Source organism: Vandammella animalimorsus, assembly GCF_002285285.1.
GTDB lineage: Bacteria > Pseudomonadota > Gammaproteobacteria > Burkholderiales > Burkholderiaceae_C > Lampropedia > Lampropedia animalimorsus.
In genome coordinates, this window is the sequence record NZ_NSJF01000001.1 from 351,697 (window position 1) to 377,520 (window position 25,824).

18 protein-coding genes are annotated in these 25,824 nt (G+C 60.6%); 14 read left to right on the top strand and 4 right to left on the bottom strand.

The window, feature by feature from the left end; translation table 11 throughout:
• Window positions 1-350: 350 nt before the first annotated feature.
• The 3 genes from CK620_RS01505 (at window position 351) to nrdR (ending at window position 3,506) form a co-directional block, all read left to right on the top strand.
• Window positions 351-1,433, top strand: a complete 1,083-nt coding sequence (locus CK620_RS01505) for a lytic transglycosylase domain-containing protein (protein ID WP_238945966.1) — start codon at window positions 351-353, stop codon at window positions 1,431-1,433.
• Window positions 1,434-1,656: 223 nt separating this feature from the next.
• On the top strand, window positions 1,657-2,901 hold the full coding sequence (glyA, locus tag CK620_RS01510) for a serine hydroxymethyltransferase (protein ID WP_095541197.1): 1,245 nt from the start codon (window positions 1,657-1,659) through the stop codon (window positions 2,899-2,901).
• A gap of 155 nt (window positions 2,902-3,056) precedes the next feature.
• Window positions 3,057-3,506 carry a transcriptional regulator NrdR gene (nrdR, locus tag CK620_RS01515; protein WP_095541198.1) on the top strand — a complete coding sequence of 150 codons (450 nt, stop codon included), beginning with the start codon at window positions 3,057-3,059 and terminating at the stop codon, window positions 3,504-3,506.
• 321 nt (window positions 3,507-3,827) lie between these two features.
• Here nrdR and CK620_RS01525 read toward each other — a convergent pair whose 3' ends face one another.
• From CK620_RS01525 to CK620_RS01540, 4 genes are all read right to left on the bottom strand, one after another.
• Window positions 3,828-5,924, bottom strand: coding sequence for a M3 family metallopeptidase (locus CK620_RS01525; RefSeq protein ID WP_095549092.1), 2,097 nt, complete (start codon window positions 5,922-5,924; stop codon window positions 3,828-3,830).
• A gap of 496 nt (window positions 5,925-6,420) precedes the next feature.
• Window positions 6,421-8,220 (bottom strand): PhoH family protein, encoded by a 1,800-nt coding sequence (locus CK620_RS01530; RefSeq protein WP_095548803.1) that lies wholly within the window; start codon window positions 8,218-8,220, stop codon window positions 6,421-6,423.
• 325 nt (window positions 8,221-8,545) lie between these two features.
• Window positions 8,546-9,526: a tripartite tricarboxylate transporter substrate binding protein gene (locus CK620_RS01535; RefSeq protein ID WP_095548804.1), complete on the bottom strand. Its 981-nt coding sequence runs from the start codon at window positions 9,524-9,526 to the stop codon at window positions 8,546-8,548.
• A gap of 318 nt (window positions 9,527-9,844) precedes the next feature.
• Window positions 9,845-12,283, bottom strand: a complete 2,439-nt coding sequence (locus CK620_RS01540; RefSeq protein WP_095548805.1) for a penicillin-binding protein 1A — start codon at window positions 12,281-12,283, stop codon at window positions 9,845-9,847.
• Window positions 12,284-12,597: 314 nt separating this feature from the next.
• Between CK620_RS01540 and CK620_RS01545 the strand changes: the two genes are divergently transcribed.
• The 11 genes from CK620_RS01545 (at window position 12,598) to dapE (ending at window position 25,814) form a co-directional block, all read left to right on the top strand.
• On the top strand, window positions 12,598-13,677 hold the full coding sequence (locus tag CK620_RS01545; protein ID WP_095541203.1) for a pilus assembly protein PilM: 1,080 nt from the start codon (window positions 12,598-12,600) through the stop codon (window positions 13,675-13,677).
• The gene (locus CK620_RS01550; protein ID WP_095548806.1) at window positions 13,674-14,264 is read left to right on the top strand and encodes a PilN domain-containing protein; all 591 of its coding nucleotides are present in this window, start codon (window positions 13,674-13,676) and stop codon (window positions 14,262-14,264) included. Before CK620_RS01545 ends, CK620_RS01550 begins: the two co-directional genes overlap by 4 nt.
• A gap of 11 nt (window positions 14,265-14,275) precedes the next feature.
• Window positions 14,276-14,893, top strand: coding sequence for a type IV pilus inner membrane component PilO (locus tag CK620_RS01555; RefSeq protein ID WP_095548807.1), 618 nt, complete (start codon window positions 14,276-14,278; stop codon window positions 14,891-14,893).
• Between the two features lie 20 nt (window positions 14,894-14,913).
• On the top strand, window positions 14,914-15,456 hold the full coding sequence (locus CK620_RS01560; RefSeq protein WP_095548808.1) for a pilus assembly protein PilP: 543 nt from the start codon (window positions 14,914-14,916) through the stop codon (window positions 15,454-15,456).
• Between the two features lie 10 nt (window positions 15,457-15,466).
• A complete protein-coding gene (locus CK620_RS01565) occupies window positions 15,467-17,629 on the top strand; it encodes a type IV pilus secretin PilQ (protein WP_095548809.1) in 2,163 nt (720 codons plus the stop codon).
• A gap of 132 nt (window positions 17,630-17,761) precedes the next feature.
• Window positions 17,762-19,507: an Ig domain-containing protein gene (locus tag CK620_RS13680; protein WP_143325860.1), complete on the top strand. Its 1,746-nt coding sequence runs from the start codon at window positions 17,762-17,764 to the stop codon at window positions 19,505-19,507.
• Between the two features lie 232 nt (window positions 19,508-19,739).
• Complete coding sequence (locus tag CK620_RS01575) at window positions 19,740-21,083, top strand: 3-deoxy-D-manno-octulosonic acid transferase (RefSeq protein ID WP_338062595.1); 1,344 nt, start codon at window positions 19,740-19,742, stop codon at window positions 21,081-21,083.
• A gap of 381 nt (window positions 21,084-21,464) precedes the next feature.
• Entirely contained in the window at window positions 21,465-22,064 is a 600-nt protein-coding gene (locus tag CK620_RS01580; RefSeq protein WP_095548812.1) for a class I SAM-dependent methyltransferase, read from the top strand.
• Window positions 22,065-22,197: 133 nt separating this feature from the next.
• The gene (locus tag CK620_RS01585) at window positions 22,198-23,364 is read left to right on the top strand and encodes a PilT/PilU family type 4a pilus ATPase (protein WP_095548813.1); all 1,167 of its coding nucleotides are present in this window, start codon (window positions 22,198-22,200) and stop codon (window positions 23,362-23,364) included.
• Window positions 23,365-23,430: 66 nt separating this feature from the next.
• Window positions 23,431-24,414 (top strand): Acg family FMN-binding oxidoreductase, encoded by a 984-nt coding sequence (locus CK620_RS01590; protein WP_095548814.1) that lies wholly within the window; start codon window positions 23,431-23,433, stop codon window positions 24,412-24,414.
• Window positions 24,415-24,599: 185 nt separating this feature from the next.
• Window positions 24,600-25,814, top strand: coding sequence for a succinyl-diaminopimelate desuccinylase (gene dapE / locus CK620_RS01595; RefSeq protein ID WP_095548815.1), 1,215 nt, complete (start codon window positions 24,600-24,602; stop codon window positions 25,812-25,814).
• Window positions 25,815-25,824: the final 10 nt, after the last annotated feature.

Below are 25,824 nucleotides of genomic sequence, written 5' to 3' on the forward strand. Positions count from 1 at the left end.
AGCGCAGGCTTTAAGACCCTACGAGGAGTTTGCTTGCAAGCGCAGGGGTGGCAGGCATGAGCGCCAGCCGCTGCAGCCGCCCCAACATTGGCGGCCCTGAACGCTTCATCACCCCTGGGAATCTGCACTATGCCACCGGCCCGATGCGTTTTCAGCTTCGGCGCCAGGGCGCAGTGCAGCAGGGGCGCAGGTAGAAAGCCTGGAGCAAACTCGCATTGTTCAATGCCAAGACCGGCAAACCCCATGACACAGGCTATGGCAAGTGGCTTGTGAGCGCTGCACAGCATGTGAGGTGGCTGGTCGAAAAACTGAAGCGGCTGAATTGGCGCAGCCGCACGTTGGAGAAGCGAATGTCTCTGCTGACGCATTGGCTGCGGTTATTGGCCGCAGGCCTGGGCTGGATGGGCAAAAGCATCCACACGGTGATGCTGAACATCCTGGCCATGCTGGGCGCCGTGGCCGTATTTGCTGGTTTGGTGCTCTACACCCACCCCGATTTGCTGAACCGGGGCGAGCAATGGCTCTACAGCCATCTTTATCAGCGCAAGGTGGCGCAAGTCGATCTGGATGTGGAGCACGAAGCTCTGGAGCGCGTCACGGCCGTGGATTTGCTGGATCTGTCCGAAGAGCAGGCCGCAGCCGCCTTCTGGCTGAGCAAGAAATACCGCGTCGCCCCCGAGCCCATGGGTGCGCTGGTGGCTCAGGCCTACTCTTTGGGTGAAAAGCGCGGCCTGGACCCGCGCCTGATTCTCTCCGTGGTGGCCATTGAGTCGCGCTTTAACCCCTTTGCGCAAAGCGCAGTGGGCGCGCAAGGGCTGATGCAGGTCATGACGAGCGTGCATGAGGACAAGTACCAGCATTTCGGCGGCACGCTGGCCGCCTTCGATCCGGTGAGCAACATGCAGGTCGGCTCTTTGATCCTCAAAGACTGCATCGACCGTTTTGGCGGCGTGCAGCGCGGCCTGGTGTGCTACGTCGGCGCGGCCAAGCTGCCCAACGATGGTGGCTATTCCAGCAAGGTGCTGGCCGAGCATGAGCGACTCAAGGAAGCGACGCGCAATGCGGCGAAGGTGTTGCCCGCTTCGTTCAAGACTGCTCAACTGCAGCGCAAGGCCGATTTGGCCCTGGCTGAGCAAAAGCCGGCCGTGCGCGGCCTGGCGCCCACCGCCCAGCCGCTGGGCCTGCAGTCCACAGTGGCTACTGTGACGCAAGCTGCTGCGCCGCAGTTGCGCAAGGGCGTCGAAAGCGCTGTTGCACCTGCACAGCCAGAGAAGGTTGCGCAGTTGGCGGCGCAGGCGCAAACCGTGCAATCGGCCGCACATATGGAGCAGTTGGCGCGTTTGGTGGAAGAGCAGGGGGTGCAACAGTTGCTGGCAGCCCGCTCCGGCCCGGATGATGTAGCGCCCCAGGCAAGCCAAGCCCTGGCCCAGTGATTGCGCGGCCGCCCGCAAATTCTGCGCCGATGCCTTCGTGGATCGGGCCGCACCGCGCAGGCGGCTCGGTAGCGCACAACAGGGCGGCGACGCGCTTGCCGTAACACAGCGTTTACCCTCCATTACACTAGCGCCTTTGCCGCGCTGTCCTCGGTCAAGGCCTTTTGACGTGGGTCTGGCCGTGGCTTCCAGTCTTTTTGCCTAGTCAAGGATCACCACCATCATGTACCAACGCGATCTGCTGGTTGAACAGGTTGACCCCGAGTTGTTCGCCGCCATCCAGTCCGAAAACAAGCGCCAGGAAGAGCACATCGAACTGATTGCCAGCGAGAACTATGCTTCGCCGGCAGTGATGTGGGCGCAAGGCTCGCAACTGACGAACAAATACGCCGAGGGTTACCCGGGCCGACGCTATTACGGCGGCTGCGAGTACGTGGACATTGCCGAGGAGCTGGCGCTGGCGCGTGTGAAGAAGCTCTTTGGCGCCGAGGCAGCCAATGTGCAGCCGCACTGCGGGGCCTCGGCCAACCAAGCCGTGTTCCTGGCCTTCCTGCAGCCGGGCGATACTGTCATGGGCTTGAGCCTGGCCGAAGGCGGCCACCTTACGCATGGCATGCCGCTGAACATGAGCGGTAAATGGTTCAACGTCGTCTCCTACGGCCTGAATGAGCAGGAGGAAATCGACTACGACGCCATGGAGCGCCTGGCGCACGAGCACAAGCCCAAGCTCATCATTGCCGGCGCCTCGGCCTACAGCCTGCACATTGATTTCGAGCGCTTTGCCAAAGTCGCACGGGCCGTGGGCGCCATTTTCATGGTGGACATGGCGCACTATGCGGGCCTGATCGCCGCTGGCCTGTACCCGAACCCGGTGCCCCATGCCGATGTGGTGACCTCCACCACGCACAAGAGTCTGCGCGGCCCGCGCGGCGGCATCATCCTGTGCAAGAAAGAGCATGAAAAAGCCATCAACAGCGCAGTCTTCCCAGGCCTGCAGGGCGGCCCGCTGATGCATGTCATCGCCGCCAAGGCCGTGGCATTCCAAGAGGCGCTGCAGCCGGCTTTCAAAACCTACCAGCAGCAGGTGCTGACCAATGCCAAGATCCTCAGCGACGTGCTGGCCGAGCGCGGCCTGCGCATCGTCAGTGGTCGCACGCAAAGCCATCTGGCTTTGGTGGATCTGCGCGCCAAGCAAATCACTGGTAAGGAAGCCGAGCGCGTGTTGGGCGAGGCCCACATCACAGTCAACAAGAACGCCATCCCCAACGATCCGGAAAAGCCCATGGTCACCAGTGGCATCCGCGTGGGCACACCGGCCATGACCACGCGTGGCTTCAAGGATGAGGAGGCCTTCATCACCGCCAATCTGATTGCGGATGTGCTGGACAAACCCAGCGATGCGCAGCACATTGCCAAGGTGCGTGAGAAGGTGCATGAGTTGACCTATCGCTTCCCTGTCTATCGCTGATGCGGTCGCTGGCTGCCCAGGCCCTGCCGTGCAGCCAGCGCTGACTAAGATATTTTTGGCCGCGCCATGGAGCCATTTGCACTCCACGGCGCGGTTCTTGTATCTGCCGCAGGCCTGTTTGACCCCTACCGATTGCGCCCACGCAGCCAAGCAGCATGAAATGCCCTTTTTGCGGACATGAAGAATCCCAAGTGGTGGAAACGCGCCTGTCCGATGACAACACCAGCATCCGTCGCCGGCGCCAATGTGGCGCTTGCGAGAAGCGCTTCACCACTTATGAGCGGGCCGAAGTGAGCATGCCGACGGTGGTCAAGAGCGATGGCCGGCGCGTGGATTACCAGCGCCAGAAGCTGCGCGATTCCATCAACCTGGCGCTGCGCAAGCGCCCAGTCAAGACGCAGGATGTGGACGATGCCGTGGCCCGCATTGAGCTGTATTTGATTGGTCTGGGCGGGCGTGAAGTGGAATCACGCCGCATTGGAGAGGCCGTGATGCATGAGCTTCAGCGGCTGGACAAGGTGGCGTTCATTCGCTACGGCAGCGTCTACCGCAGCGTGGGCGATCTGGATGCCTTCAAGCACCTGATCGAGCAGGCCGGCAAGTAGTGCCAATTGCCGCGCAGGTTCGCCAGGTGCGCCTGATGCGGCCCAGCGGGATTTGCCATTTGGCGGACGTACCGCTCGCGTGTTGGGCTTGGGCCCAGGCCGGCCCGCAGTGCCCAGAGCACCCCAGAGCCCCCCAGAGCCTGTTCAAAATCTTGGCGCGTGTGGGCCAGAGGCGGTTGGGGATGGGTTGCGAGGCTTTGCTGGCGTGGCAGGGCGCCCAAATGCCACGCGTTTGCCTGCTGTGCTGAGATTTTGAACAACCCCTAAAAACCCACGCCCATGCCACAGCGGCCCAAGCCCAGAAGGCCCGGGCTGCATCTTTTATTCGGCCGTGCAGGCCTGCGCCGTTTCGGCGGCCATGCCCTGGTGGCGCAGCAGGGCGTCGAGTTGAGGCTCGCGACCGCGGAAGGCCTTGAACGACTCCATGGCCGGGCGGCTGCCACCCACTTCCAGGATGCTGTGCAGGTAGCGCTGGCCGGTGGCCGGGTCGGGCTGGCCTGGGGCCAGGGCCTCCTCCTCGAATGCGGCATAGGCGTCGGCGCTGAGCACCTCGGCCCATTTGTAGCTGTAGTAGCCGGCCGCATAGCCGCCAGCAAAGATGTGCGAGAAGGCATGCGGCGTGCGGCTGTAGGGGGCCGGCGGCAGCACGGCCACTTCGTCGCGCACGCGGCGCAGCAGTTCCAACACCTGCGGCTGGGCACTTTGGTGCAGCAGCATGTCGAACAGCGCGAATTCCACCTGGCGCAGCGTGAGCAGGCCACTTTGGAAGTTTTTGGCCGCCAGCATCTTGTCGTACAGCGCGCGCGGCAGCGGCTCGCCCGTTTTGGCGTGGGCGGTCATGCCCTGTAGTACGGGCCATTCCCAGCAGAAGTTTTCCATGAACTGGCTGGGCAGCTCCACGGCATCCCACTCGACGCCGCTGATGCCCGAGACATCGCGCTCATCGACCTGGGTCAGCAGATGGTGCAGACCATGGCCGAATTCGTGGAACAGCGTGATGACATCGTCGTGTGTGAGCAAGGCATCTTGACCACCGCTGCCAGCGGCGAAGTTGCACACCAGGTAGGCCACGGGCGTTTGCAGCGTGCCGCTGTCCGGGCGCAGCCAGCGCCCGCGCATATCGTCCATCCAGGCGCCGCCGCGCTTGCCGGCGCGCGCGGGCTGGTCGAGGTAGAACTGGCCCACCAGCTGGCCGTCGCGCTCGATGCGGAAGAACTGCACGGCCGGATGCCAGGTGGGGGCTTGGTCGGCCTTGATCTGCACGCCAAACAGGCGCTCGATGATGGCGAACAGCCCGCTGACCACCTTGCTGGCGCTGAAGTATTGCCGCACTTCCTGGTCGCTGAAGCTGTAACGGGCCTGCTTGAGCTTTTCGGAGATGTAGGTCCAGTCCCAGGGCTGGGGGTCGTCCAGGCCCAGCTGCTCGCGCGCGAAGGCGCGCAGGTCTGTCACGTCGCGCTCGGCGAAGGGACGGGCGCGTTGGGCCAGGTCGCGCAAAAAGGCCACGACCTGTTCGGGCGACTGGGCCATCTTGGGCGCCAGAGAGAGCTCGGCATAGTTGGCAAAGCCCAGCAGGCGCGCCTCTTCATCGCGCAGCTGCAGGATTTCGTCCATCACGGCGCTGTTGTCCAGATGACTTTGCTCGGCAGGGGCCAGGTCGGAAGCGCGGATGGCGTTGGCGTGAAACAGCCGCTCGCGCAGCGCGCGATCCTCGGCGTACTGCAGCACGGGCAGGTAGATGGGCATCTTCAGCGTGAGCTTGTAGCGACCCTGCTGGCCATCGGCGCGTGCTGCTTCGGCGGTGGCTTGCAGCACGTCCTCGGGCAGGCCGCGCACCTCGTCCTCGCTGGCGTAGTAGTGGTAGGCGTCGGTGGCGTCGAGCACGTTCTCGCTGAACTTCTGCTGCAACGCGGCCAGGCGCTCTTGAATTTGTGCGAAGCGCACGCGCGCCTGGCCCTGCAGCTCGGCGCCGGAGAGCACGAAGCCGCGCAGCGCCAACTCCAGCGCGCGGCGCTGCGCTGCGTTCAGGCCGGCGAGGTCGATCTGCTTGTACTTGGCGTACAGGCCTTCGTGCGCGCCCAGGCGAGTCCAGAAGTCGGTGACGATGGGCAAGGCCTGGTTGTAGGCTGCGCGCAGCTGGGCATCATCGGCCACGCCGCTGAGGTGGCCGATCACGCCCCAGGCCTTGGACAGGCGCTCGGTGGCCACGTCCAGCACGCGCGCCAGCGCCTGCCAGTCGGCAGGGAAGTCTGGCTGGGTGACGTGAGCCAAAGCCTCGTCGGCCTGGGCGACCAGGGCCTCGATGGCCGGCAGCACCTGGGCTGGTTGGATCTGATCGAAAGCCGGCAAATCGGTGATGGCCAGCAGCGGATTGGCCGGCGTGGCGGTGTTGGCAGAGACGGGGCTGGATGGGGTCATGACAATGAGAATGGGCCAAGACACTGCGATGCCTGGCTCCATCGCCCCCGGCTCGGATGCATGCCGGGCAGGGGCTGGGCAAGGCGGCAGTGGTTAGCGAATAAAGAGAGGAGGGCAAAAAAACGCAGCTACTGGGCAGGCACGAGGCATGCCCAGTGGCGTTGCAGATGGGGGAGGCAGGATGGATTTCAAGGCAGTGCGCACCTGGGCAGGCCATGGCGGCCAGGTATGGCGCGCAGGCATTGCGTAGCCCAGATCCTGCTGCGTCAGGCGACGACGCGGAGCATGCGTTACTGGTCAGGGTTTTTGCGCGTAGATCCTTTGAACAGGCTCTAAGAAAAGCCTGCACGAACCGCAGTGTCGTGTGCATCTGCGGGATGGGGCCTCATTGCTCGTTTTCACAATGGCTGGAGCCATTGCTGTGGCTCCGCGCCTCGCATTCCATCCCGGGTGTCCCAAGCGCGCAACTTGCCACTGGATTCGTACAGGCCTTGCCTTACAGCACCTCGCTGGCAAAGTCGGCCAGGCGCGAGCGTTCGCCGCGCGCCAGCGTGATGTGGCCGCTGTAGGGCCAGCCTTTGAAGCGATCGACTGCGTAGGTCAGGCCCGAGGATCCCTCGGTCAGGTACGGGGTGTCGATCTGCGCCAGGTTGCCCATGCAGATGATTTTGCTGCCTGGGCCGGCGCGGGTGATCAAGGTCTTCATCTGCTTGGGCGTGAGGTTTTGCGCCTCGTCGATGATGACCCATTTGTTCAGGAAGGTGCGCCCGCGCATGAAGTTCATGCTCTTGATTTTGATGCGGCTGCGGATCAGGTCGGTGCTGACGGCGCGGCCCCAGTCGCCGCCGCTTTGGTTGCCTGTGCCCTTGCTGAGGAACTCCAGGTTGTCGTCCAGCGCGCCCATCCACGGCCCCATTTTTTCTTCCTCGGTGCCGGGCAGAAAGCCGATGTCCTCGCCCACGTTGACAGTGGCACGGGTCATGATGATTTCGCTGTAGCGGCGCTCGTCGAGCACTTGCGTCAGTCCGGCAGCCAGAGCCAGCAGCGTCTTGCCCGTGCCGGCCGTGCCGGTGATGGTGACGAAGTCGATCTCCGGGTTCATCAGCAGGTTGAGCGCGAAGTTCTGCTCGCGGTTGCGCGCCATCACGCCCCAGACGTTGTGCTTGATGCTGGTGTAGTCGCGCAGCGTGCGCAGCACGGCGCTGTCGCCCTGCAGCGATTCGACGATGGCGTACAGCCCCGCTTCGCCCGGCTTTTCGTAGTAGACGAACTGGTTGACCAGCATGCTTTGCACGGCTGGGCCATGCACGCGGTAGAAGGTATCGCCCTGTGATTGCCAGCTTTCGAGTTTTTTGCCCTGGCGCGCCCAGAAGTTCTCGGGCAGGGCCAGCGCGCCGCTGTAGAGCAACTCGTCGTCATCGAGCGTGCGATCGCTCTGGTAGTCCTCGGCCGCCATGCCCAGCGCACGGGCCTTGACGCGCATGTTGATGTCCTTGGAGACGAGGATCACCTCGCGCTCGGGATGCAGCTTTTGCAGGGCGTGCACAACCCCCAGGATCTGGTTGTCGGCCTTGCCTTGGGGCAGGGCTTGGGGCAGCTCCTGCTCCAGCAGCGTGGTCTGGAACAGCAGCTTGCCGCGCGCCTGCTTTTGCCCTGTGGAGTCGAGCGGCAGGCCGGCGCTGAGATCGTTCTGCCCGGCGATGGACACCAGCGCGTCTAGGCTGCGGCTGACCTGGCGGCCATTGCGAGCCACTTCGGTGGCGCCGCGCTTGTGGGTGTCGAGCTCTTCGAGCACGACCAGCGGCAGGTAGATGTCATGCTCTTCAAAGCGGAACAACGCAGTGGGGTCGTGCAAGAGCACATTGGTGTCGAGCACGAACAGGCGTGTGTGCTGGCCATTGGCCTCGCCCTTGCCGGCGCGCCGCGCCTTGGAGGCGCTGCGTTTGCTGCGTTGTGGCAGCGCCGCTGCATTGCTGGCAGTGGCCGGGCTGTTGATGCTGGCCGGCGCCGCTGTCGGCGCGGCGCTGGCCTGTGCCGGCAAGGTGGCCTTGCTCTTCTGGCTGGCGGCGCGCTGGCGGGGCGTGGCTGCGGCGATCTGAGGGGCGGCAGCTGTGGAGGCTGAAGACTGGCGGGTCTTGCTTGCGGCAGCAGGGCTGGCTGCCGTTGCAGTGGGGGGCAGTAAATCGCCGCTGGCGCTGGTGGCGATCAGTTTTTTCCGGTTGGGGCCGGCAGCCGGCGTGGAGCTGGTGGCCTGGACGCTGTCGCCGCGGCGTTTGGGGGCTGGTGGCAGTGGCATGGGAGTGCGATGGTCAAGCAAAAGATGGCAGTCGGGGCCTTGTGCCCTGTGCAGTGCAGCCATCATGGGCCTGCACTGGGGCGGTGGACGGTCTCGGGTAGGCTCTCAGAACCTGTTCAAAAAAACTCTGTACGGTGTGCAATCCAGCGGATTGGGGCGGTTGCGGCGTTGCAAAACCTTGCTGGGCCATCGGGCCCGTCTGCGTTGCACGCCTTGCAGCCCATCCCCAACCGCTGCTTGCCTACTCGTCCCGATGTTTTGAACAGGCTTTCTGGCAAGTGCGCGCCCATCATAGCCCAGGGCTTTGCCCGCCTCGGCCTGGGCGTTATTGCGATTGTTTCAGGTGCGGCAGCAAGGCGCGGTAGGCCTGTTCCTCAGCTTGTAGCCGGGCGCTGAAGGCTTTGCGGTCCAGATAGGCGGGCGTGATCGAGAGGCCCTTGAGTGTGCTGGCGAACTGCGGGGATGTGGCGATGCGGTGTGCCACGTCTTGCCAGGCCTGGACGAGTTCTGGCGCGCTGCCCTTGGGCAAGGCCAGGCCGCGCCAGACGCTCCATTGCAGGTCGTGGCCGCGCTCGCGCAGCGTGGGCACTTGGGCAATGGCGGGTAGACGCTCCTTGGCCAGGACGGCCAGGGTACGCAGCTTGCCGGCCTCTACGAAGTGGGCCAGCTCTGCATAGGCAGCGATGGTGGCGTGCACTTCACCGCTGAGCACGCCCATGACGGCAGGGGCCGTGCCCTGGTACGGCACGTTAATCAGTTGCGCGCCCGTGGCCTGGGCCAGCGAGGTGACGGCCATGTGGTGCGTGGTGCCCACGCCGGCGGTGGAGATGGTCAGGCCAGGCGTCGATTGCGCGGAGGCCAGCCATTCCTCGATCGACTGCCATGGCGCATCGGCGCGCACGGTGATGGCCAGCGGGTCATTGGTCAGCTGGGCGATGGGTTCGAACTGGCCGAGCTGCACCTGACCAATGCCCTGCAGCGGCAGCAGCAGGATTTCTGCCGACACCATGGCCAGCTTGTTGTTGGGGGAGGGCGTCAATGCGTATTGAAAGCCGATGGCGCCGCTGGCACCTGGCCGGTTAACCACGGCTGGCGGCTGTTGTGCGAAAGGGGTCGCCAACTGGGCGAAGGCCCGTGCCACGGAATCGGTGCCCCCGCCAGGCGGCCAGGGCACGACCAGCTCGGCGGCTGGGCCGGTAATCTGGGCAGAGGGCGGATGCTGCCCATGCCCTGCAGGCGCCTGAGCCCAGCAGCTGAGGGCAGCGAAGCAAAGTGGGAGTGACAACAGTTTGTGAAAGAGCGGCATGCAGTTTGACTTGGCAAGAAATGAAAAGGCCACCTCCTTGAAGTGGCCGTGAAGGTCAGAGACAGCGTGGTTATTGAGGGCAGGAGCCGTTGATTGACGAGCTTAGGGGGCGTTGGGATTTGGTTTGCAAATCGGTTTTTTTGAGGCAAAAGCCGCAGAAGCAAGGCGAAAACGCGCGCAGGGCCTGGCCACTTTGCAAGCGCTTTCAACGCGCCAGCTGCGGGTTTTGACTGAAAAACACCGCTGCAGCACTCAATCCCAACAAACCCTAATGCACGCCCGTTGTCAGCAGGGCGTCACGAGGCCCTGAACAATTCTTCAATTGCGGAACAGGTCCATGATTTGTTCGCGCTCCTGACTGGTCGGAGCGGTGTAGCCGCCAGTGACGCTTTCGCTGTAGACAGTCTCCATGCCCAGGCTGGCAACGCCGCGGCCGGCCGAGAATTCGCTGTAGGCCCAATCGCCGCCAGAGCGGGTCACACCCTTGGGGGGCTTGAGCTCGGCCACAGGCACGTCCTTGAGGGCATGCTGCATGAACTGCGCCCAGATGGGCAGCGCCAGCCCGCCGCCTGTCTCGCGGCTGCCCAGATCTCGGGGGTTGTCGTAACCAATCCAGGCGACAGCGCTGATGGAGGGCTGAAAGCCTGCGAACCAGGCATCGTGCGCATCGTTGGTGGTGCCAGTCTTGCCGTAAATGTCGGGGCGCTTGAGTATGCCGCGCGCCTTGGCGCCCGTACCCGAGCGGGTGACTTCCTGCAACAGGCTGCTGGTGATGAAGGCGTTGCGCGGATCGATGGCCTGAGGCATGTCGGCCAGCGCTGGCGGCGTGGTTTGCGAGAGGATGCGGCCGCGATAGTCGGTCACGCGCTCGATCAACCAAGGATCGACGCGATGGCCGCCGTTGGCAAACACGGTGTAGGCGGCGGCCATTTGCAGCGGCGTGACTTCGGCCGCGCCCAGGGCCATGGGCAGCACGGGCACGATGCGGCTGGCATCGAAGCCGAAGCGGGTAGCCCATTGTTGGGCGTTTTTGGCGCCCACTGCCTGGATCAGGCGCACGGTGGGGATATTGCGAGATTTGGCCAGCGACACGCGCATGCTGATCGGGCCGCTGAAACTGCGGTCGTAATTGCGCGGCTCCCAGGCCTTGCCCCCGGCCCTGGAGGGGGGGAAGTACATGGGGGTGTCGGCGATGAGGGTGGCGGGCATGAAGCCTTCTTCCAGCGCGGCCGAGTAGATAAAGGGCTTGAAGGCCGAACCAGGCTGGCGCCAGGCCTGAGTTACATGGTTGAATTTGTTCTTGTTGAAGTCAAAGCCGCCGACCAGGGCTTTGATGGCGCCAGTCTGGGTATCCATGGCGACGAAAGCGCCTTCGACCTCCGGCAGTTGCGTCATCTCCCAGCCGCCCTTGGCGGTTTGCATGATGCGCACGATGGCACCGGGACGGATCTGGATATTGGCTGCAGCCTTGCTGGACAGGCCCGACTGCACCGGGCGCAGGCCATCGCCGGTGATGTCGATCTGGCTGCCGTCGGCACGCGCCACGGTGACTTTCTGGCGAGAGGCTTTCAATACCACGGCAGAGAGCAGCTCGCCATTGTCGGGGTGCGCCACGAGGGCCTTGTCGATGACGTCCTCGCGTTCGGCCGCATCGGCGGGCAAGGTGATGAAGTTCTCCGGCCCGCGATAGTACTGGCGCTTTTCATAGTTCATGATGCCGGTGCGCAGCGCCTGATAGGCCGCCTCCTGGTCGGAGAGCGCGATGGTGGTGTAGACGTTCAGGCCGCGGGTGTAGGCTTCGTCGCCATAGCGCTCGACCATGGACTGGCGCACCATCTCCGCAACGAACTCCGCGCGGATGGGGAAGCTGTCCATCGTGCGGCGGATGTGGAGCTTTTCATCGCGCGCCTGCTGGGCCTGCTCGGCGGTGATGAAGTTGTTTTCCAGCATGCGGTTGATGATGTGCAACTGGCGAATGCGGGCGCGCTCGGGGCGGCGGATGGGGTTGTACAGCGAAGGGGCAACTGGCAGGCCGGCGAGCATGGCCGCCTCGGCAATGCTGACTTCTTCCAGGGACTTGCCGAAGTAGGTCTCTGAAGCGGCGGAGAAGCCATAGGCGCGGTTGCCCAGGAAGATCTGGTTCATGTAAATCTCCAGGATTTCATTCTTGGAGAGCATGTGTTCGATCTTCATCGTCAGCAGCACTTCGTAGAGCTTGCGGGTGAAGGTGCGCTCCGAGGACAAGTACATATTGCGCGCGACCTGCATGGAGATGGTCGAAGCGCCCTGGCTGCGCAGATCGCGGATGTTGGCCAACGCGGCTCGGGCAATGCCGCGGTAGTCCACGCCGCTGTGCTGGAAGAAGCGCGCATCTTCGGCGGCCAAAATGGCATGCTTCATGACCTGCGGAATTTCCTCAATGGGCATGAGGCGCCGGCGCTCTTCGCCGAACTCGCCAATCAGTGCGCCTTCGGCGGAATACACCCGCAATGGCAGCTTGGGCCGGTAGTCGGCCAGATCAGAAATGTCTGGCAGCTTGGGGTAGATGGTGGCCACGACGACGACGACGACGGCAATGCCCGCCACGATGCCAGTGACGGCCAGGCCAGCCAACCAAGCCAGCACGCGCAAGAGCAGCGAAGAGCGCCGAGGCCCCGCCTGTTCTTGGGATACATCGGGCGCGGCAGGCTGGGAAGAGGGCTGGTTGGAAAAGGCGCGCTGACGGCCGCTGCCGCTGCGGGAGGAATTCAAGGGCATGTTTGAGGGGCTTGGGCCAGGCAGGCGTGCTCAAAGAAAGATTTGCACAGGATCCAGCGAGACCTTGATCAGGACCTGAGATCCGTTCGACCTTCCGCAAATGTCATTGTCTAGGCGTACCGGTGACGAGATTGCGGCAGCGAGGATAACGCACAATCCCCGTCCGACAGAATAATGACAATCACGTGTGCTTTTGACAACAGAGGCGCAAAAACAAGCGTAACTTGTTCTTTGCATTGCCCAGCCATGCTGATAGTATGTGTGTCAAGTCGTACATTTTGTTGCTCTATTTAACAGGGCAAGAAGGGGGTAATGTGGTCTCAACGAGATCTCTGTTCGGTGCCAAATCGACGCCGCTGGTTGGCATCGATGTGAGCACATCCAGTGTGAAGCTGGTCGAGCTCAGTGGCTCGCGCGATGGCAAGATCACCTTGGAGCGCGCGGCTCTTGAGCGTCTGGAAAAAGGCTGGGTCAGCGAGGGCAATATCGAGAACTTCGATGAGGTGGCAGAGGCTTTGCGCCGTTTGGTGAAGAAGAGTGGCACCAAAACGCGCCAGGCTGCGCTTGCCTTGCCTTCGTCGGCAGTGATCACGCGCAAGATTGTGCTGCCATCAGGGCTTTCTGAGGAGGAACTGGAAATTCAGGTGGAGTCCGAAGCCAGTCATTACATCCCCTTTTCCTTGGATGAGGTGAGTCTGGACTTTTGCGTCATTGGCCCCTCCAAGCATTCCAGCGACGATGTGGAAGTGCTCATTGCCGCATCGCGCAAGGATCGCGTGCAGGATCGTCAGGGACTGGCAGAGGCTGCTGGCCTGAAAGCTGTTGTGCTGGACATCGAGTCCTACGCATCGCGCCTGGCTGTCACTCGTCTGGCCAAGGCTTGGCCCAAGTCTTCCGAGGCCCCTCTGGTGGCCTTGCTGGAAATTGGCGCCTCGACCAGCAATCTGCTGGTGATGCAGGGTGAGGAAATTCTGTTTGAGCGAGAGCAGTCCTTTGGCGGTGGGCAACTGACCCAAGCCATAGCGCGTCATTATGGGATTTCTGCCGAAGAGGCGGAAAACAAAAAGCGCAGCGGTGACATGCCCGAAGATTACAACTTGGCCGTGTTGCGCCCATTCGTTAATAGCATCACTCAGGAAATCAGCCGTTCGCTGCAGTTTTTCTATACCAGTTCACCCTACAACTCGGTGCACAAAATCCTACTGGCTGGCGGCACTGCCATCGTCGATGGATTGGCTGCTGCCGTTACGCAGGCCACCGAGACAGTGTGTCAGGTCGCCAGCCCGTTCGAGGGCATGGAAATGGGCGGCGGCGTGCGTATGAAGACGGTCATGCGTGAGGCGCCTAGTTATTTGACGGCTTGTGGTTTGGCCTTGAGGAGATTTGATCAATGATTCAGATTAACCTGTTGCCTCACCGAGAGGCCGCGAAAAAGGTTCGCAAAGAAACCTTCATGGCCAGTTGTGTGCTCTCTGCTATTGCCGGGGCGGCCATTGCTGGAGGGATTTATTTGTTTTTTCAAACCTTGATTGCTGATCAAGAAAATGCCAATCGCATGATTGAGCAGGAGAATGCCAGGCTCAAGGATCAGATCAAGGAGGTCGCTAATATCGAGGCAGAAATTGCGGCACTCAAAGCCCGGCAGGAAGCAGTCGAAAACCTCCAGTCCGAGCGTAATTTGCCTGTGGAGTTGCTCAATGAAATCGTGCGTGAGACTCCCAATGGTTCTTATGTGACATCCCTGAATAAAACGGCAGAGACGGTGACTTTGATGGGAATCGCTCAGTCCAACCAAACCGTTGCCGATTTTTTGAAAAACATCACTGATGGCATGCCTTGGGATTCCAAGCCTCAGCTGGTTGAAACCAAGGCGGCCAAGATCCACCTTGGGGCAAGCAGAGAACGCCAGGCATTTGGGTACTCACTGAATTTTGGTTTGAACAAAAAAGGCACTGATGAAGAGTCAGATGTCAAGAAGTGATAGGAGGGAGCATGGCTAGTTTAATGTCCCAGTTTCAGCAAACCAGTGGCCGAGACCCCTGGTTGTGGCCCATTGTTCCACGCTTGGTTGTTTTTGTTTTCATTGCTGCAATTGTTGCTGTCTTGTTGTGGTTTTTGTGGCTTGTGAACTTCAAGGATGAACTGGAAGCGGCGCGGGCTCAAGAAGAAACACTTCGCGCAGAGTTCAGTAAGGATTACAAGAAGGCCATCAACTTGGATGCCTTGAAGAAGCAGCGCGAGCAGGCTATCCAATATGTCAACCTTTTGGAGAAGCAACTTCCCAACAAGGCAGAGATGGCGGCCTTGCTCTCCGATATCAATCAGGCTGGCGTTGGTCGAGGTCTGCAGTTTGAATCATTCAAGCCTGGGGCCCCACAGCTCAAGGACTACTATGCTGAACAGCCCATAGAAATCATGGTTACGGGTACGTACGATGCCATTGGCGAATTTCTTTCAGATATTGCCCATCTGTCTCGTATTGTGACTGTAGGAAATATGGAGATTAGTAAAGAAAATCCGACGGATGAGCGATTGGGCATGAAAGCCATCGTGGTGACTTATCGCTACCTTGATCCGGAGGAAGTGGCCAGTATGCAGCGTGAGAATTAAAAGCAATCAAGAGGTAAGTCATGGCATCTTCATTTCATTGGTCAAGGTATCTTTTGATTTTGGGCATGAGTGGCTCCTTGCTGGGTTGCATCATGGATTCCAGGCAAAGTGAAGTTTCTGCCTGGATGGCTCGTGAGAAAAGTCAGGCTGTTCCCAATATCCAACCTTTGCGGGAGCCATTGGTCTTTCAGCCTGTGGCATATGATCGTGGCTCTGCCGAGGATCCGTTTGCCTTTGAGAAGTTAGCCAGGGTATTCCAGTCAGGGCAGGTACGGGGAGATACTCGCTTGATTGATCAGCACCGCAATCGACGCAAAGAACCTCTGGAAGCTTATCCTCTGGACGCCATCAAGATGGTAGGCTTCATGCAAAAGGCAGGCAAGCCAACAGCATTGGTTTTGGTTGAAAATCATCTTTACCAGGTTGTTGCAGGTAACTACATCGGGCAGAACTATGGCCTGATTCGGAATATTTCCGAGACACAGATGAAACTGCAGGAAGTTGTACAAGATGCAACAGGTGAATGGATTGAACAGTCGACAGTGCTTGAGCTGCAGGAGTGAAGGAGAAAAAATGCAAAAGATGAATTTAAAGCGAGGTGCCCTGGGCGCCAAATTGCTGCTGAGCGGCTTGTTTCTGAGCTCTGCTTTCTCTGCCTATGCCGCGGATATTGTTTCTGTGACTGGTATGCAGCAGAATGGGCGTGAGGTGATTCAGATTGAGTTGAACGACGAAATTGATTTCGATCCGGTGGCTTTTCTGGTGCAATCGCCTGCGCGAATTTCCTTGGACTTTCCTGGAGTTGGCGTCATTTCTGGGCGTCAGAGTGCTGCCATCAATCAGGGCAACTTGCGTACCATTAATGCGATTGATGGAGCAGACCGGGCGCGCGTTGTCTTGAGTCTGCGTGAGCCTGCCAATTACGAAATACAGCGGGCGGGCAAGACGGTAAAGGTTTTCTTGCATTCACCAACCAGCACCAGCAACCATGCTGTGAAGTCTTCTGGCAGCAGCTTAGGGGGGCAGCAGCGTGCAGCTTCTGTTGCTGCTGGATCAGTTGCTTTGCAGGGCTTGGATTTCCGCAGGGGCGTTGATGGCGCTGCGCGTGTGCTGATTGACCTGCCTGCGCAAGGTGTAGAGGTTGATCTGCGGCAGGAAGGCAAGCGAATCGTGCTGGACATCCCCAATGTGTCGCTGCCGAGTCAGCTGCGTAATCGCTTGGATGTGACGGACTTTGGCACGCCTGTGACGTTCGTGCAGGCGCGGCAAACAGCGAATTCAACGCGCGTCGAGGTCGAGGCCGAAGGTGACTGGGCGCATAGTGCCTATCAGGCTGATGGGCAGTATGTGCTGGAGCTGCGCCGTGTCGAGCCCGAGCCCAATAAGCTGACACCGGGCGTGGGATTCAAAGGAGAAAAGCTTTCTCTGAACTTTCAAAATATTGAAATTCGTTCTTTGTTGCAGGTCATTGCAGACTTCACCAATTTCAATATTGTGACTTCTGACTCTGTGCAAGGCACCTTGACACTCCGCTTGCAGGATGTACCTTGGGATCAGGCCTTGCAAATCATTCTGGACTCCAAGGAGTTGGGTTATGAGCGCAACGGCAACGTGCTGTGGGTGGCGCCCAAGGATGAGTTGGATGCGCGCCGCCAAAAGGATTATGAGGCGCAAGCCGCACTGCAAAAGCTGGAGCCGTTGCGTACCCAAGCGTTTCAGCTGAATTATGCGCGTGCTGAATACATTGCAGAACAGCTGACCAACAGCAGTGCAGGCTCTGGAGCCGGCGATACACACAACAACCGCTTTCTCACGGAGCGCGGTTCTGCCATTGCCGAGCGTCGCACCAATCAATTGTTTGTGACCGACACGCCTTCGCGTTTGGAAGAAGTGGCCAGATTGATTTCCACTTGGGATATCCCAGTGCGCCAGGTCTTGATCGAGGCGCGCATTGTGGAAGCGACAGACAGTTTTGGCCGTAATCTGGGGGCGCGTCTTGGTGGCAATGACTTGCGCGCCGAACGAGGCGGGGATGGCGGCTACCACATTGGTCGGGGCAATCGGGTGGTGTTTGGCGGCAGCTATGCCAATGTGCTCACCAGCTCAGGGGCTGCAGCAGGCACCAGCAGCAATGGGGCATTCATCAATCTGCCTGCGTCCGGCTTTGGGGAAGGAAGCGAAGCGGCAAGCTTTGCCCTCTCCATCTTCAATGCTGCGGCCAATCGTTTCTTGAACTTGGAGCTCTCTGCATTGGAGTCTACGGGCGAAGGCCGGGTGATTTCCAGTCCACGCGTCGTGACGGCAGATCAGGTGGAGGCATTCATTGAGCAAGGTCGTGAGATCCCTTTCACGACTACAGCGCCCAATGGGGCCAGCACCATTGAGTTCAAGAAAGCCGTGATGCGTTTGGGGGTGACGCCACAGATCACCCCGGAAGGCAACGTCATTCTTGACCTGCAAGTCAATAAAGACAGCCCGAACTATGAAGGCGGCACAGTGGCCATCGACACCAAGAGAGTGACGACACAGGTCCTGGTTGAAAATGGCGGTACGGTGGTGATTGGTGGTATTTTTGAGCTGCAGGAAACCTCTGGTGAGACGAAAGTCCCGTTCTTGGGCGACCTCCCCATTGCCGGACACTTGTTCAAGAAAACAACGCGCAATACCAGCAAGAGCGAGCTGCTGGTGTTCATCACCCCCAAGATCGTGACCGAGCAAAATACAATGCGCCGCTGACGAAGACGTCCGATTGCTGGATTCTGCTTGCGACGGCTTGTCAGCCTGATTGTCTGAGTGAACTTGATGAGCTGTTTGCCTTGGATGAATTCGACGTCACGAAATCATGCATTCTGATGAAGGAGTAAAGAGGTGAATATAGAAAAGATTTGCCGTAAAGGCATGTATTGGACAGTGCTTGCGGGCGCAGCCACCGTGTTGCTCGCTTGCGGCGGTGGAGGCGGTGGTGGGAGTGGTGGCACTCCGAACGCACCTTACAAAATTGAGCTGACGGCCCAGCGTTACTCCTTGCCCTTGAATCTGGAAAACAAGCGGCCTGGTTTGGATGGCTATTCTGGAGTGGGTCGTTTATCGCCATATACAGTGGCCCTGGATGTCAAAGCCACCATTGCTGGGCGCCCGATTCCTAGCAGTGGAGACGAAAAGGTTTTTGGTTGTTCGTTGGATCGTTCCATCGGCAATGATGTGTCTCTGTACTATTTGGATGGCGATCCAGATCATCAGGTGGAAGTGACTTTGGCGGATGGGAGAATTATTAAGATCCCCGGAGCGTATCGTTCCATTGCCTTGCCATCGAATGCGGGCATGGCAACATTCCACTTCCATGCCGACGATACCGCAGGCGTAGCTAAAATTACTTGCACCATCCAGGATCCGCGCGATAAGCAAGTGCGTGAAGCTAGCGTGGAAATCAAAGTTGGCGAAGATACCCCCAATCCAAGCCCTACAGACCTATACATCGAAACTCGCACTACAGGCAGTGTAGGCTATACCTTTACACAGGGCTCACAACTCAATAATCAAATCCAGGTCCAGGCAGCCATTTTTGATGTGCAGAACCAACGGGTTCCAGACCCGGCTGGGAATAATTTGCATGCACGCATTGTGTCTGGTTACAGCGATGCTGCAATCGGTGCCCGTCTTGGCTCTGCTGGATCGGGCAGCGCGGGACGTAATACCTGGGTGTCTTCAAAGACCATCAATGGACGGGCTACCTTTACCGTGATTGGTGGTCAGTATGAAGGCCCGATCCTGGTTGAGTTCCTCACCGATGCGCTGGACAATAATGTTGACAATGGCATTGCTGTGCCTGTGAGCAATTTGACTGTGGTGTATGCGCTGAATCAGCCGCCGCCGAATTTTGTGACTCCAGTGGAGATTGCCGACCAGAAACTGGAGGGCTATTTCGAGCAACCGTTTCTGGCTGTTTTGGATTTCGCTATAGACGACAAAGGCAATAAGTTGCGTGGCATTCCGCCCCATACTTGGCGCCTTGTCAATGGCCGCCTGCCGGATGGTCTGACTCTGCAATCCAATGGGGTAATTACTGGAACACCCAAGGAAATCATTAAAAACCACAAGTTTGAAGTAGCAGTGGTTGATTCGACGGGCAGTCGTTTGCCATGGGCTGGTAATCAGAGTGATACGCATGTTTTTACCATCACCATCAATGAGTCGCAATACAACGTGCATATTGCAGAATGTGGCGCTATTAAGCCGGGCGATGTATGTGAGTTGAGTTCGCCAGCAGTTGTGGGTAGTCCTTTTGTGTTCATGTTCAGTGGTGCTGGTGGTAACGGTACTTATACATGGGCCTCCAATCCCGCTTCACCGCCACTGATTCATGGCTTCTTGAGCTTTGACCCGAAAACTGCGATCTTGAGTGCCAAGGCCGAAGATGTTAAGCCTTCGCTTTTGACTTGTATCAAGCAGCCGAAAGACCCAATGGCAACTGAATCACCGCCAGTGATCTTTGAAGATAAAGCTTATGACTTTATTATTAGCGTCACATCCGCAGGAATTACCAACCATCAATTGGTGCGGGTCCGGGTGACAGGAGGTGAGAAGGGTGATGGTGCTCCGAGAAATTGCCCTTAGAAAATATAAAAGTGGAGTGAGGTGAAATTCATTTTTTCATGAAGAAAATTAATTGATTTTTATTTATGAAGTGCCAGTCGGGGGTTTCTCGACTGGCATTTTTATCATTTTTAAGTTCTTGAGGTCTTTTTGAGCGGTGTGGGTAGATGATATTCTCACAAGTTCAAAACAGAACGTTTTTTCGGTTTTGGTGCATGGAATTGAAAAAACCATGCTATTTGTTATGCGACCCATGCACGCTGTTTACAACACCGTACTCTGGCTGGCCCAGCCTTTACTGCGCCGCAAGCTGGCGCGGCGTGCGCGGGCTGAGCCTTTGTATGGGCAGTTTGTATCTGAGCGGTTCGGTCACTATGCGAAGCAATCCTTGATGCTGGACGAGCCGCGGCCGTTGTGGATTCATGCTGTCTCTTTGGGCGAAACCCGTGCGGCAGGCCAATTGATTGGGGCCTTGCGCGAGCGGATTCCCGGCTTGCCACTGCTGTTGACCCATGGCACGGCCACGGGCCGGGCTGAAGGTGCCAAGCTACTGCAGCCCGGCGATAGGCAATGTTGGTACCCGTGGGATACGAAGGGGGCGGTGCGGCGTTTTCTGTGCTGGCATCGGCCAGCGATGGGCCTGTTGATGGAAACCGAGGTCTGGCCGACGATGGTGGCGCAATGCCAGGCCATGGATGTGCCGCTGTGGCTGGTCAATGCGCGCTTGAGCGCCAAGTCGCAGGCGGCGGTGCAAAAAGGGCGTTGGCTGATGGGCCCGGCGTATCAGGGCCTGAGTGCAGTGCTGGCGCAGACTGACGCCGATGCCCAGCGCCTGCGTGCAGTGGGCGCCCATGTCACGGCGGTCACCGGCAACATCAAGTTCGACGCCCGACCTGATGCGGCGCAGTGTGCGCAGGGCTTTGCCTGGCGCCAGGCGTTCGAGAGCCAGATGGGCAAGCGCATTGCGGTGCTGGCCAGCTCGCGCGATGGGGAAGAGGCCCAATGGCTGGCAGCATTGCGCGCCCATATGGATATGGCAACTGGCGACAGCGACACCCTGGCGCCAGCGTTGCAGTGGCTGGTGGTGCCGCGCCATCCCCAGCGTTTTGACGAGGTCGAAGCCTTGCTGAGGCAGGCTGGTTACGCAGTCTCGCGCCGCAGTGCCTGGGGGGAGGCCGGCCCTTTAGGGGGCGGGTGCAGTGCCGCGGGCGATGCCCGGCCCTGCATTTGGCTGGGCGACTCCATGGGCGAAATGGCCTTGTATTACAGCCTGGCCCATGTGGCATTGCTGGGTGGCTCGTTCGAGCCCTTGGGGGGGCAGAACTTGATCGAGGCGGCCGCCTGTGGATGTCCTGTGGTGCTGGGGCCGCACACCTTCAATTTTGCGCAGGCTGCAGACGATGCGGTAGCGGCGCAAGCGGCATTGCGAGTGGCCGATATGCAGCAGGCGGTAGAGCAGGCCCAGGCAGTATGTCAGGATCAGGCGCGCTGGCAGGCCATGCAGATTGCGGCCAGCACATTTGCTCAGCGTCATCGAGGGGCATTGGATCGGCTGGCCGATGCGGTCGCCCAAGCCTGGTTGGCGCAGACCGCATAAGTGTCTGGATAATTTTGCACAAGCCGCAAAGATGAGCTTGACATGGCCTGCCAAGCGCAAAAAGCAGCTTGAAGAATGTTTGGCACGCACGCTGCGCCGCTGCTTTCCAAGATGTAGGCCCAGTGCTGGGGGCGCATAATGCGCAGTTTGCTGTTCATGCCCTTGCGGACTGATGCATCTGCATAAGTGCCTGCCATATCTTGTAAAGAGGCTTGGCGTTGTTTTTGCCCTGTTGCGCCCGATGGCTTGTGAATTGGCACGAGGGCACCTGTATGGGGATCATTAACAGGCCCGGCCAGAGTGCAAAGCAGCAATAGGCTTCAATCAAAACCATTGTTCATCATGAGAGTGGCCAGCAGGCAGACGCGGCTTAAAACGACATTGACCGCACAGAAAGCCAAGGTGCGCGAGTACCGGGATTTCTTCCTGGCTTGGCGCAAAAATCCCAAGGCCGTGGGTGCGCTGATGCCGTCGAGCCCAGCGCTGGCGCGGGCCATCACGCGCCATGTGGAGCCAGGCAAGGGCCCGGTTTTGGAACTGGGCGTGGGCACGGGGGTATTCACCCGGGCATTGCTGGCGCGAGGGGTGGCACAACGGGATTTGATTTTGGTCGAGCGCGACGCCGCCTTGGCCAAGGCCTTGCAGCAGGCCTTTCCCGAGGCTTTGGTCGTGACTGACGATGCCAGCCGCCTGGGGCGGCCTGGGCCGCAATGCCATGCCAACTTGCCGCCACTGTCTGCCGCGGTGTGCGGCCTGCCCTTGCTGAATATGGGCCCAGCGCAGCAATTGCGCATCGTGCGCAGCGTATTTGCGGCGCTGCAACCAGGCAAAGCCCTGTATTTGTTCACCTACGGTTGGCACTGTCCAGTGCGTCGCAAAGTGCTCGAGCGACTGGGTATTGAGGCGCAACGCATCGACACGGTGATGGCCAATGTGCCGCCTGCGCATGTCTGGCGGCTGAGCAGCGCCCAGATTCAGTGACAGTGACAAATGCGCCAGCTGTCGTGCGCGTGCTACGGTGCAGCTGGCCAAAGGTGGTACATTCATTTTCCTATTCGAGTATTTTGTTGCAAAAACTTCAGGCAATCGGCCAACTTCGACGGAGGGATGAACCATGGCAGCGATGGAGCGCTTATTGCGACTGATGGCGGAGAACAAAGCCTCCGACATTTACCTCTCTGCGCACTCGCCGGTGATGATCAAGATTCGCGGCGAAACCATTCCCGTCAATAACCAGGTGCTGGCGCCCGAGGCCACACTCAAGCTGCTGGCGGAGGTTGTCCCCAAAGAGCGCATCGACGAGCTCAAGCGCTGCGGCGAGTTGAACATGGCCGTGCCGCTGGAAGGGGTGGGGCGCTTTCGTATCAGCGCCATGCGCCAGCGCGGCAGCTACGCGGTGGTGATTCGCTACATCCCGCGCGACATCCCCGAGCTGGCCACGCTGCGCCTGCCGCCCGTCATGGAGGAGCTGGCCATGGAAAAGCGCGGCCTGATTCTGCTGGTGGGGGCCACGGGCTCGGGCAAGAGCACCACCATTGCGGCCATGATGGACTTGCGCAACAAGCTGGTGGCCAACCACATCCTGACCATCGAAGACCCGATCGAATACGAGTTCAGCAACCGCCGCAGCGTCGTCAACCAGCGTGAGGTCGGCACCGACACGGAGTCTTTGCAGATCGGCCTGAAAAACGCGCTGCGTCAGGCGCCGGACGTGATCCAGATCGGCGAGATCCGCGACCGAGAAACCATGTCTGCGGCCATGGCCTATGCCCAATCGGGCCACCTGTGCATCTCCACCCTGCACGCCAACAACAGCTACCACGCACTCAACCGCATTCTGAGCTTTTACCCTGTGGAAGTGCGCCCGACCATGTTGGGCGACCTGGCCGCCACGCTCAAGGCAGTGATCTCGCAGCGCCTGCTGCGCGGGCTCGATGGCCAGCGCATTCCGGCTGTGGAAGTGCTGCTCAACACCAAACTGGTGTCGGAGCTGATCGAGGCCAGCGACTTTTCCGGCATCCGTGATGCCATGCAGCAATCCATGTCCGAAGGCTCGCAAACCTTCGAGGAATCGCTGGCCTTCATGGTCTCTGAAGGGCTGATCGACCGCAAGGAAGCCTTCAGCTACGCCGACTCGCCCACCAACCTCATGTGGCGCCTGCAAAACGACTTCGCCATGGCCGCCAACGCCGCCAAGGCGCGCGTGCAATCGACCGAAGCCGAAAGCGACGAGCCTTCGTTCACCGAATTCGCACTGGATGTGCGCGAAGAAGAGGCCTGAGCCACTACTCTGCGCGCGCTGCTGCCTTGTGGATTGCTGCGCGTTTGCGCTGGGGCGGAGGAAAGCATGGATGCCGGTGGCACCACCGATAAGACGCAGCGCTTTCTGATCGAACAGGCCTGCAAGGCGCCCTCGGGCCACAACACCCAGCCCTGGCTGTTCGAGCCCGGCGCGCAGCAGATCCGCATTCACCCGGACTTGCGCCAGGCGCTGCCGGTGGTCGATCCCGAACATCGCGAGCTGTTCATCAGCCTTGGCTGTGCTGCAGAAAACCTCTGCCTGGCCGCCAGCACAAGGGGCTTGCGCACGGCGCAGACAATCAGCCCGCAAGGCGTCATCACCATCGCGCTGACGCCAGACCCCGCGCAGGGTGCAGACCCGCTGGCCGCCGCCATCGACGCCCGCCAGACCAACCGCTCCCGCTACGACGGCACGCCGGTGCCCGAAGAGCTGCTGCACGGCATCCTTGAGCAAGGCTGTGCCGAGCCGGGCATTGCGCTGCAGGCTTGGCCGCTAGGCTCGGCGCCTTTCGAGCGGCTGAGCGACTACGTGCAGCAAGGCAATGCCATCCAGATGCGCGATGCTGCCTTCAAGCAGGAGCTGCTGCAGTGGATTCGCTTCAACGCCGGCCAGGCGCGCAGCACCCGCAATGGCATCAGCCATGCTGCGCTGGGCGCGCCCAGCCTGCCGGCCTGGATCTCCCGCCCCATCGTGCGCCATGCGCTCGATCCCGTGCGGCAAAACCGCAGCGATGCCCAGCGCCTGCGCTCAGCCTCGCACCTGATCCTGATTGCCAGCCACGGGGACAGCATCCCCGCCTGGGTGGCCGCCGGCCGCAGCCTGCAGCGATTGCTGCTGCGCCTGACCAGCGCGGGCATCGCGCACTCCTACCTCAACCCGCCCTGCGAAGTGCCGGCGCTGCGCCAGCGCCTGGCGGCCGAGCCCTGGGTGCAGGCCCAGCCGCAAATCCTGCTGCGCATCGGCCATGCCAAGCGCCTGCCTGCTTCTTGGCGCAAGCCCATCGAGGCGGTCTTGTACCAGGCCGCCTGATGGCTTTCGAGCGCCGCGCTCGTTCGCGCCAGGTGGGCAATCGGCTACCATCGCCGCCGCGCGTGTCCGGCCACTGCCATGTGCCGCACGGCATGCGCATTGCTGCGCCCCATGCCCCAAGCTGCGCTGTTGACAGCGCGTGGCCGGGCGCCTTGTTCTGCCCCCGATTTGCCTGAGCCCGCGCCATGACCGAGCCCGCTTCCCCACTGCAAGCCAATGCCTTGGCCTTGCTCAAAGAACTGATCGCCAAACCTTCCGTCACGCCCGACGATGCCGGTTGCCAGGCCTTGCTGGCCCAGCGTCTGCAGGCCCTGGGTTTCGAGCTGGAGTGGCTGCCGGCCGGCCCGGTCGAGGCCCGCGTGAGCAACCTCTGGGCCACGCGCGCGGCGGCGCAGCCGGATGCGCCGACGCTGGTGTTTGCCGGCCATACAGACGTGGTGCCCAGTGGCGCCGAGTCGCACTGGAGCAGTCCGCCCTTCACGCCCACTGAACGCGAGGGCCGGCTCTATGGGCGCGGCGCCAGCGACATGAAAGGCTCGATCGCCGCCTTTGTGGCCGCGCTCGAATCAGTGATTCAGCAGCAGCCCCAGCAGGCGTTGCGCCTGGCCTTGCTATTGACCAGCGATGAGGAGGGGCCGGCCGTGCACGGCACGACCCACGTGATCGAAACCCTGCGCGCGCGCGGCGAGCGCCTTGATTACTGCATTGTGGGCGAGCCCACGGCGGAAAAGCGCACTGGCGACATGATCAAGAGCGGCCGCCGCGGCAGCCTGAGCGGCCGCCTGCACGTGCATGGCGTGCAGGGCCACATCGCCTACCCGCACCTGGCGCGCAACCCCATCCACCAGGCCTTGCCAGCGCTGGCCGAGCTGGCAGCCACCGAGTGGGATGCGGGCAATGAGTTCTTCCCGCCCACCAGCTGGCAAATCAGCAACATCCACGCCGGCACTGGCGCGGGCAATGTCATCCCGGGCGAGCTGGTGGTGGATTTCAATTTCCGCTTCAGCACCGAATCCAGCGATGCCCAGCTGCGCCAACGCGTGCATGCGGTGCTCGATCGGCACGGCCTGGATTACACGCTGCACTGGACCTTGGGTGGCCAGCCCTTTCTCACCCCCAGCGGCACGCTGGTGCAGCTGGTGCAACAGGCCGTGGGCCAAGTCACAGGGCTCAGCCCCGAGCTGTCCACCAGCGGCGGCACCAGCGATGGCCGCTTCATCGCGACCCTGTGCCCGCAGGTCATCGAGCTGGGCCCGCCCAACGCCAGCATCCACAAGGTCGATGAGCACATTGCCCTGGCTGATCTGGACACTCTCACGCGCATCTACGCACAATTGCTGGAGCTGCTGCATGCCCAGCATGCGGGCGGCGCCGGTGCAAACACCCAGGCGGCGGCATGAGCAGTGCAAT

Coding starts and splice junctions, on each gene's coding strand:
- CK620_RS01505 (WP_238945966.1), top strand. CDS start 351: ATGTCTCTGCTGACGCATTGGCTGCGGTTATTGGCCGCAGGCCTGGGC.
- glyA (WP_095541197.1), top strand. CDS start 1,657: ATGTACCAACGCGATCTGCTGGTTGAACAGGTTGACCCCGAGTTGTTC.
- nrdR (WP_095541198.1), top strand. CDS start 3,057: ATGAAATGCCCTTTTTGCGGACATGAAGAATCCCAAGTGGTGGAAACG.
- CK620_RS01525 (WP_095549092.1), bottom strand. CDS start 5,924: ATGACCCCATCCAGCCCCGTCTCTGCCAACACCGCCACGCCGGCCAAT.
- CK620_RS01530 (WP_095548803.1), bottom strand. CDS start 8,220: ATGCCACTGCCACCAGCCCCCAAACGCCGCGGCGACAGCGTCCAGGCC.
- CK620_RS01535 (WP_095548804.1), bottom strand. CDS start 9,526: ATGCCGCTCTTTCACAAACTGTTGTCACTCCCACTTTGCTTCGCTGCC.
- CK620_RS01540 (WP_095548805.1), bottom strand. CDS start 12,283: ATGCCCTTGAATTCCTCCCGCAGCGGCAGCGGCCGTCAGCGCGCCTTT.
- CK620_RS01550 (WP_095548806.1), top strand. CDS start 13,674: ATGATTCAGATTAACCTGTTGCCTCACCGAGAGGCCGCGAAAAAGGTT.
- CK620_RS01555 (WP_095548807.1), top strand. CDS start 14,276: ATGGCTAGTTTAATGTCCCAGTTTCAGCAAACCAGTGGCCGAGACCCC.
- CK620_RS01560 (WP_095548808.1), top strand. CDS start 14,914: ATGGCATCTTCATTTCATTGGTCAAGGTATCTTTTGATTTTGGGCATG.
- CK620_RS01565 (WP_095548809.1), top strand. CDS start 15,467: ATGCAAAAGATGAATTTAAAGCGAGGTGCCCTGGGCGCCAAATTGCTG.
- CK620_RS01575 (WP_338062595.1), top strand. CDS start 19,740: ATGCACGCTGTTTACAACACCGTACTCTGGCTGGCCCAGCCTTTACTG.
- CK620_RS01585 (WP_095548813.1), top strand. CDS start 22,198: ATGGCAGCGATGGAGCGCTTATTGCGACTGATGGCGGAGAACAAAGCC.
- CK620_RS01590 (WP_095548814.1), top strand. CDS start 23,431: ATGGATGCCGGTGGCACCACCGATAAGACGCAGCGCTTTCTGATCGAA.
- dapE (WP_095548815.1), top strand. CDS start 24,600: ATGACCGAGCCCGCTTCCCCACTGCAAGCCAATGCCTTGGCCTTGCTC.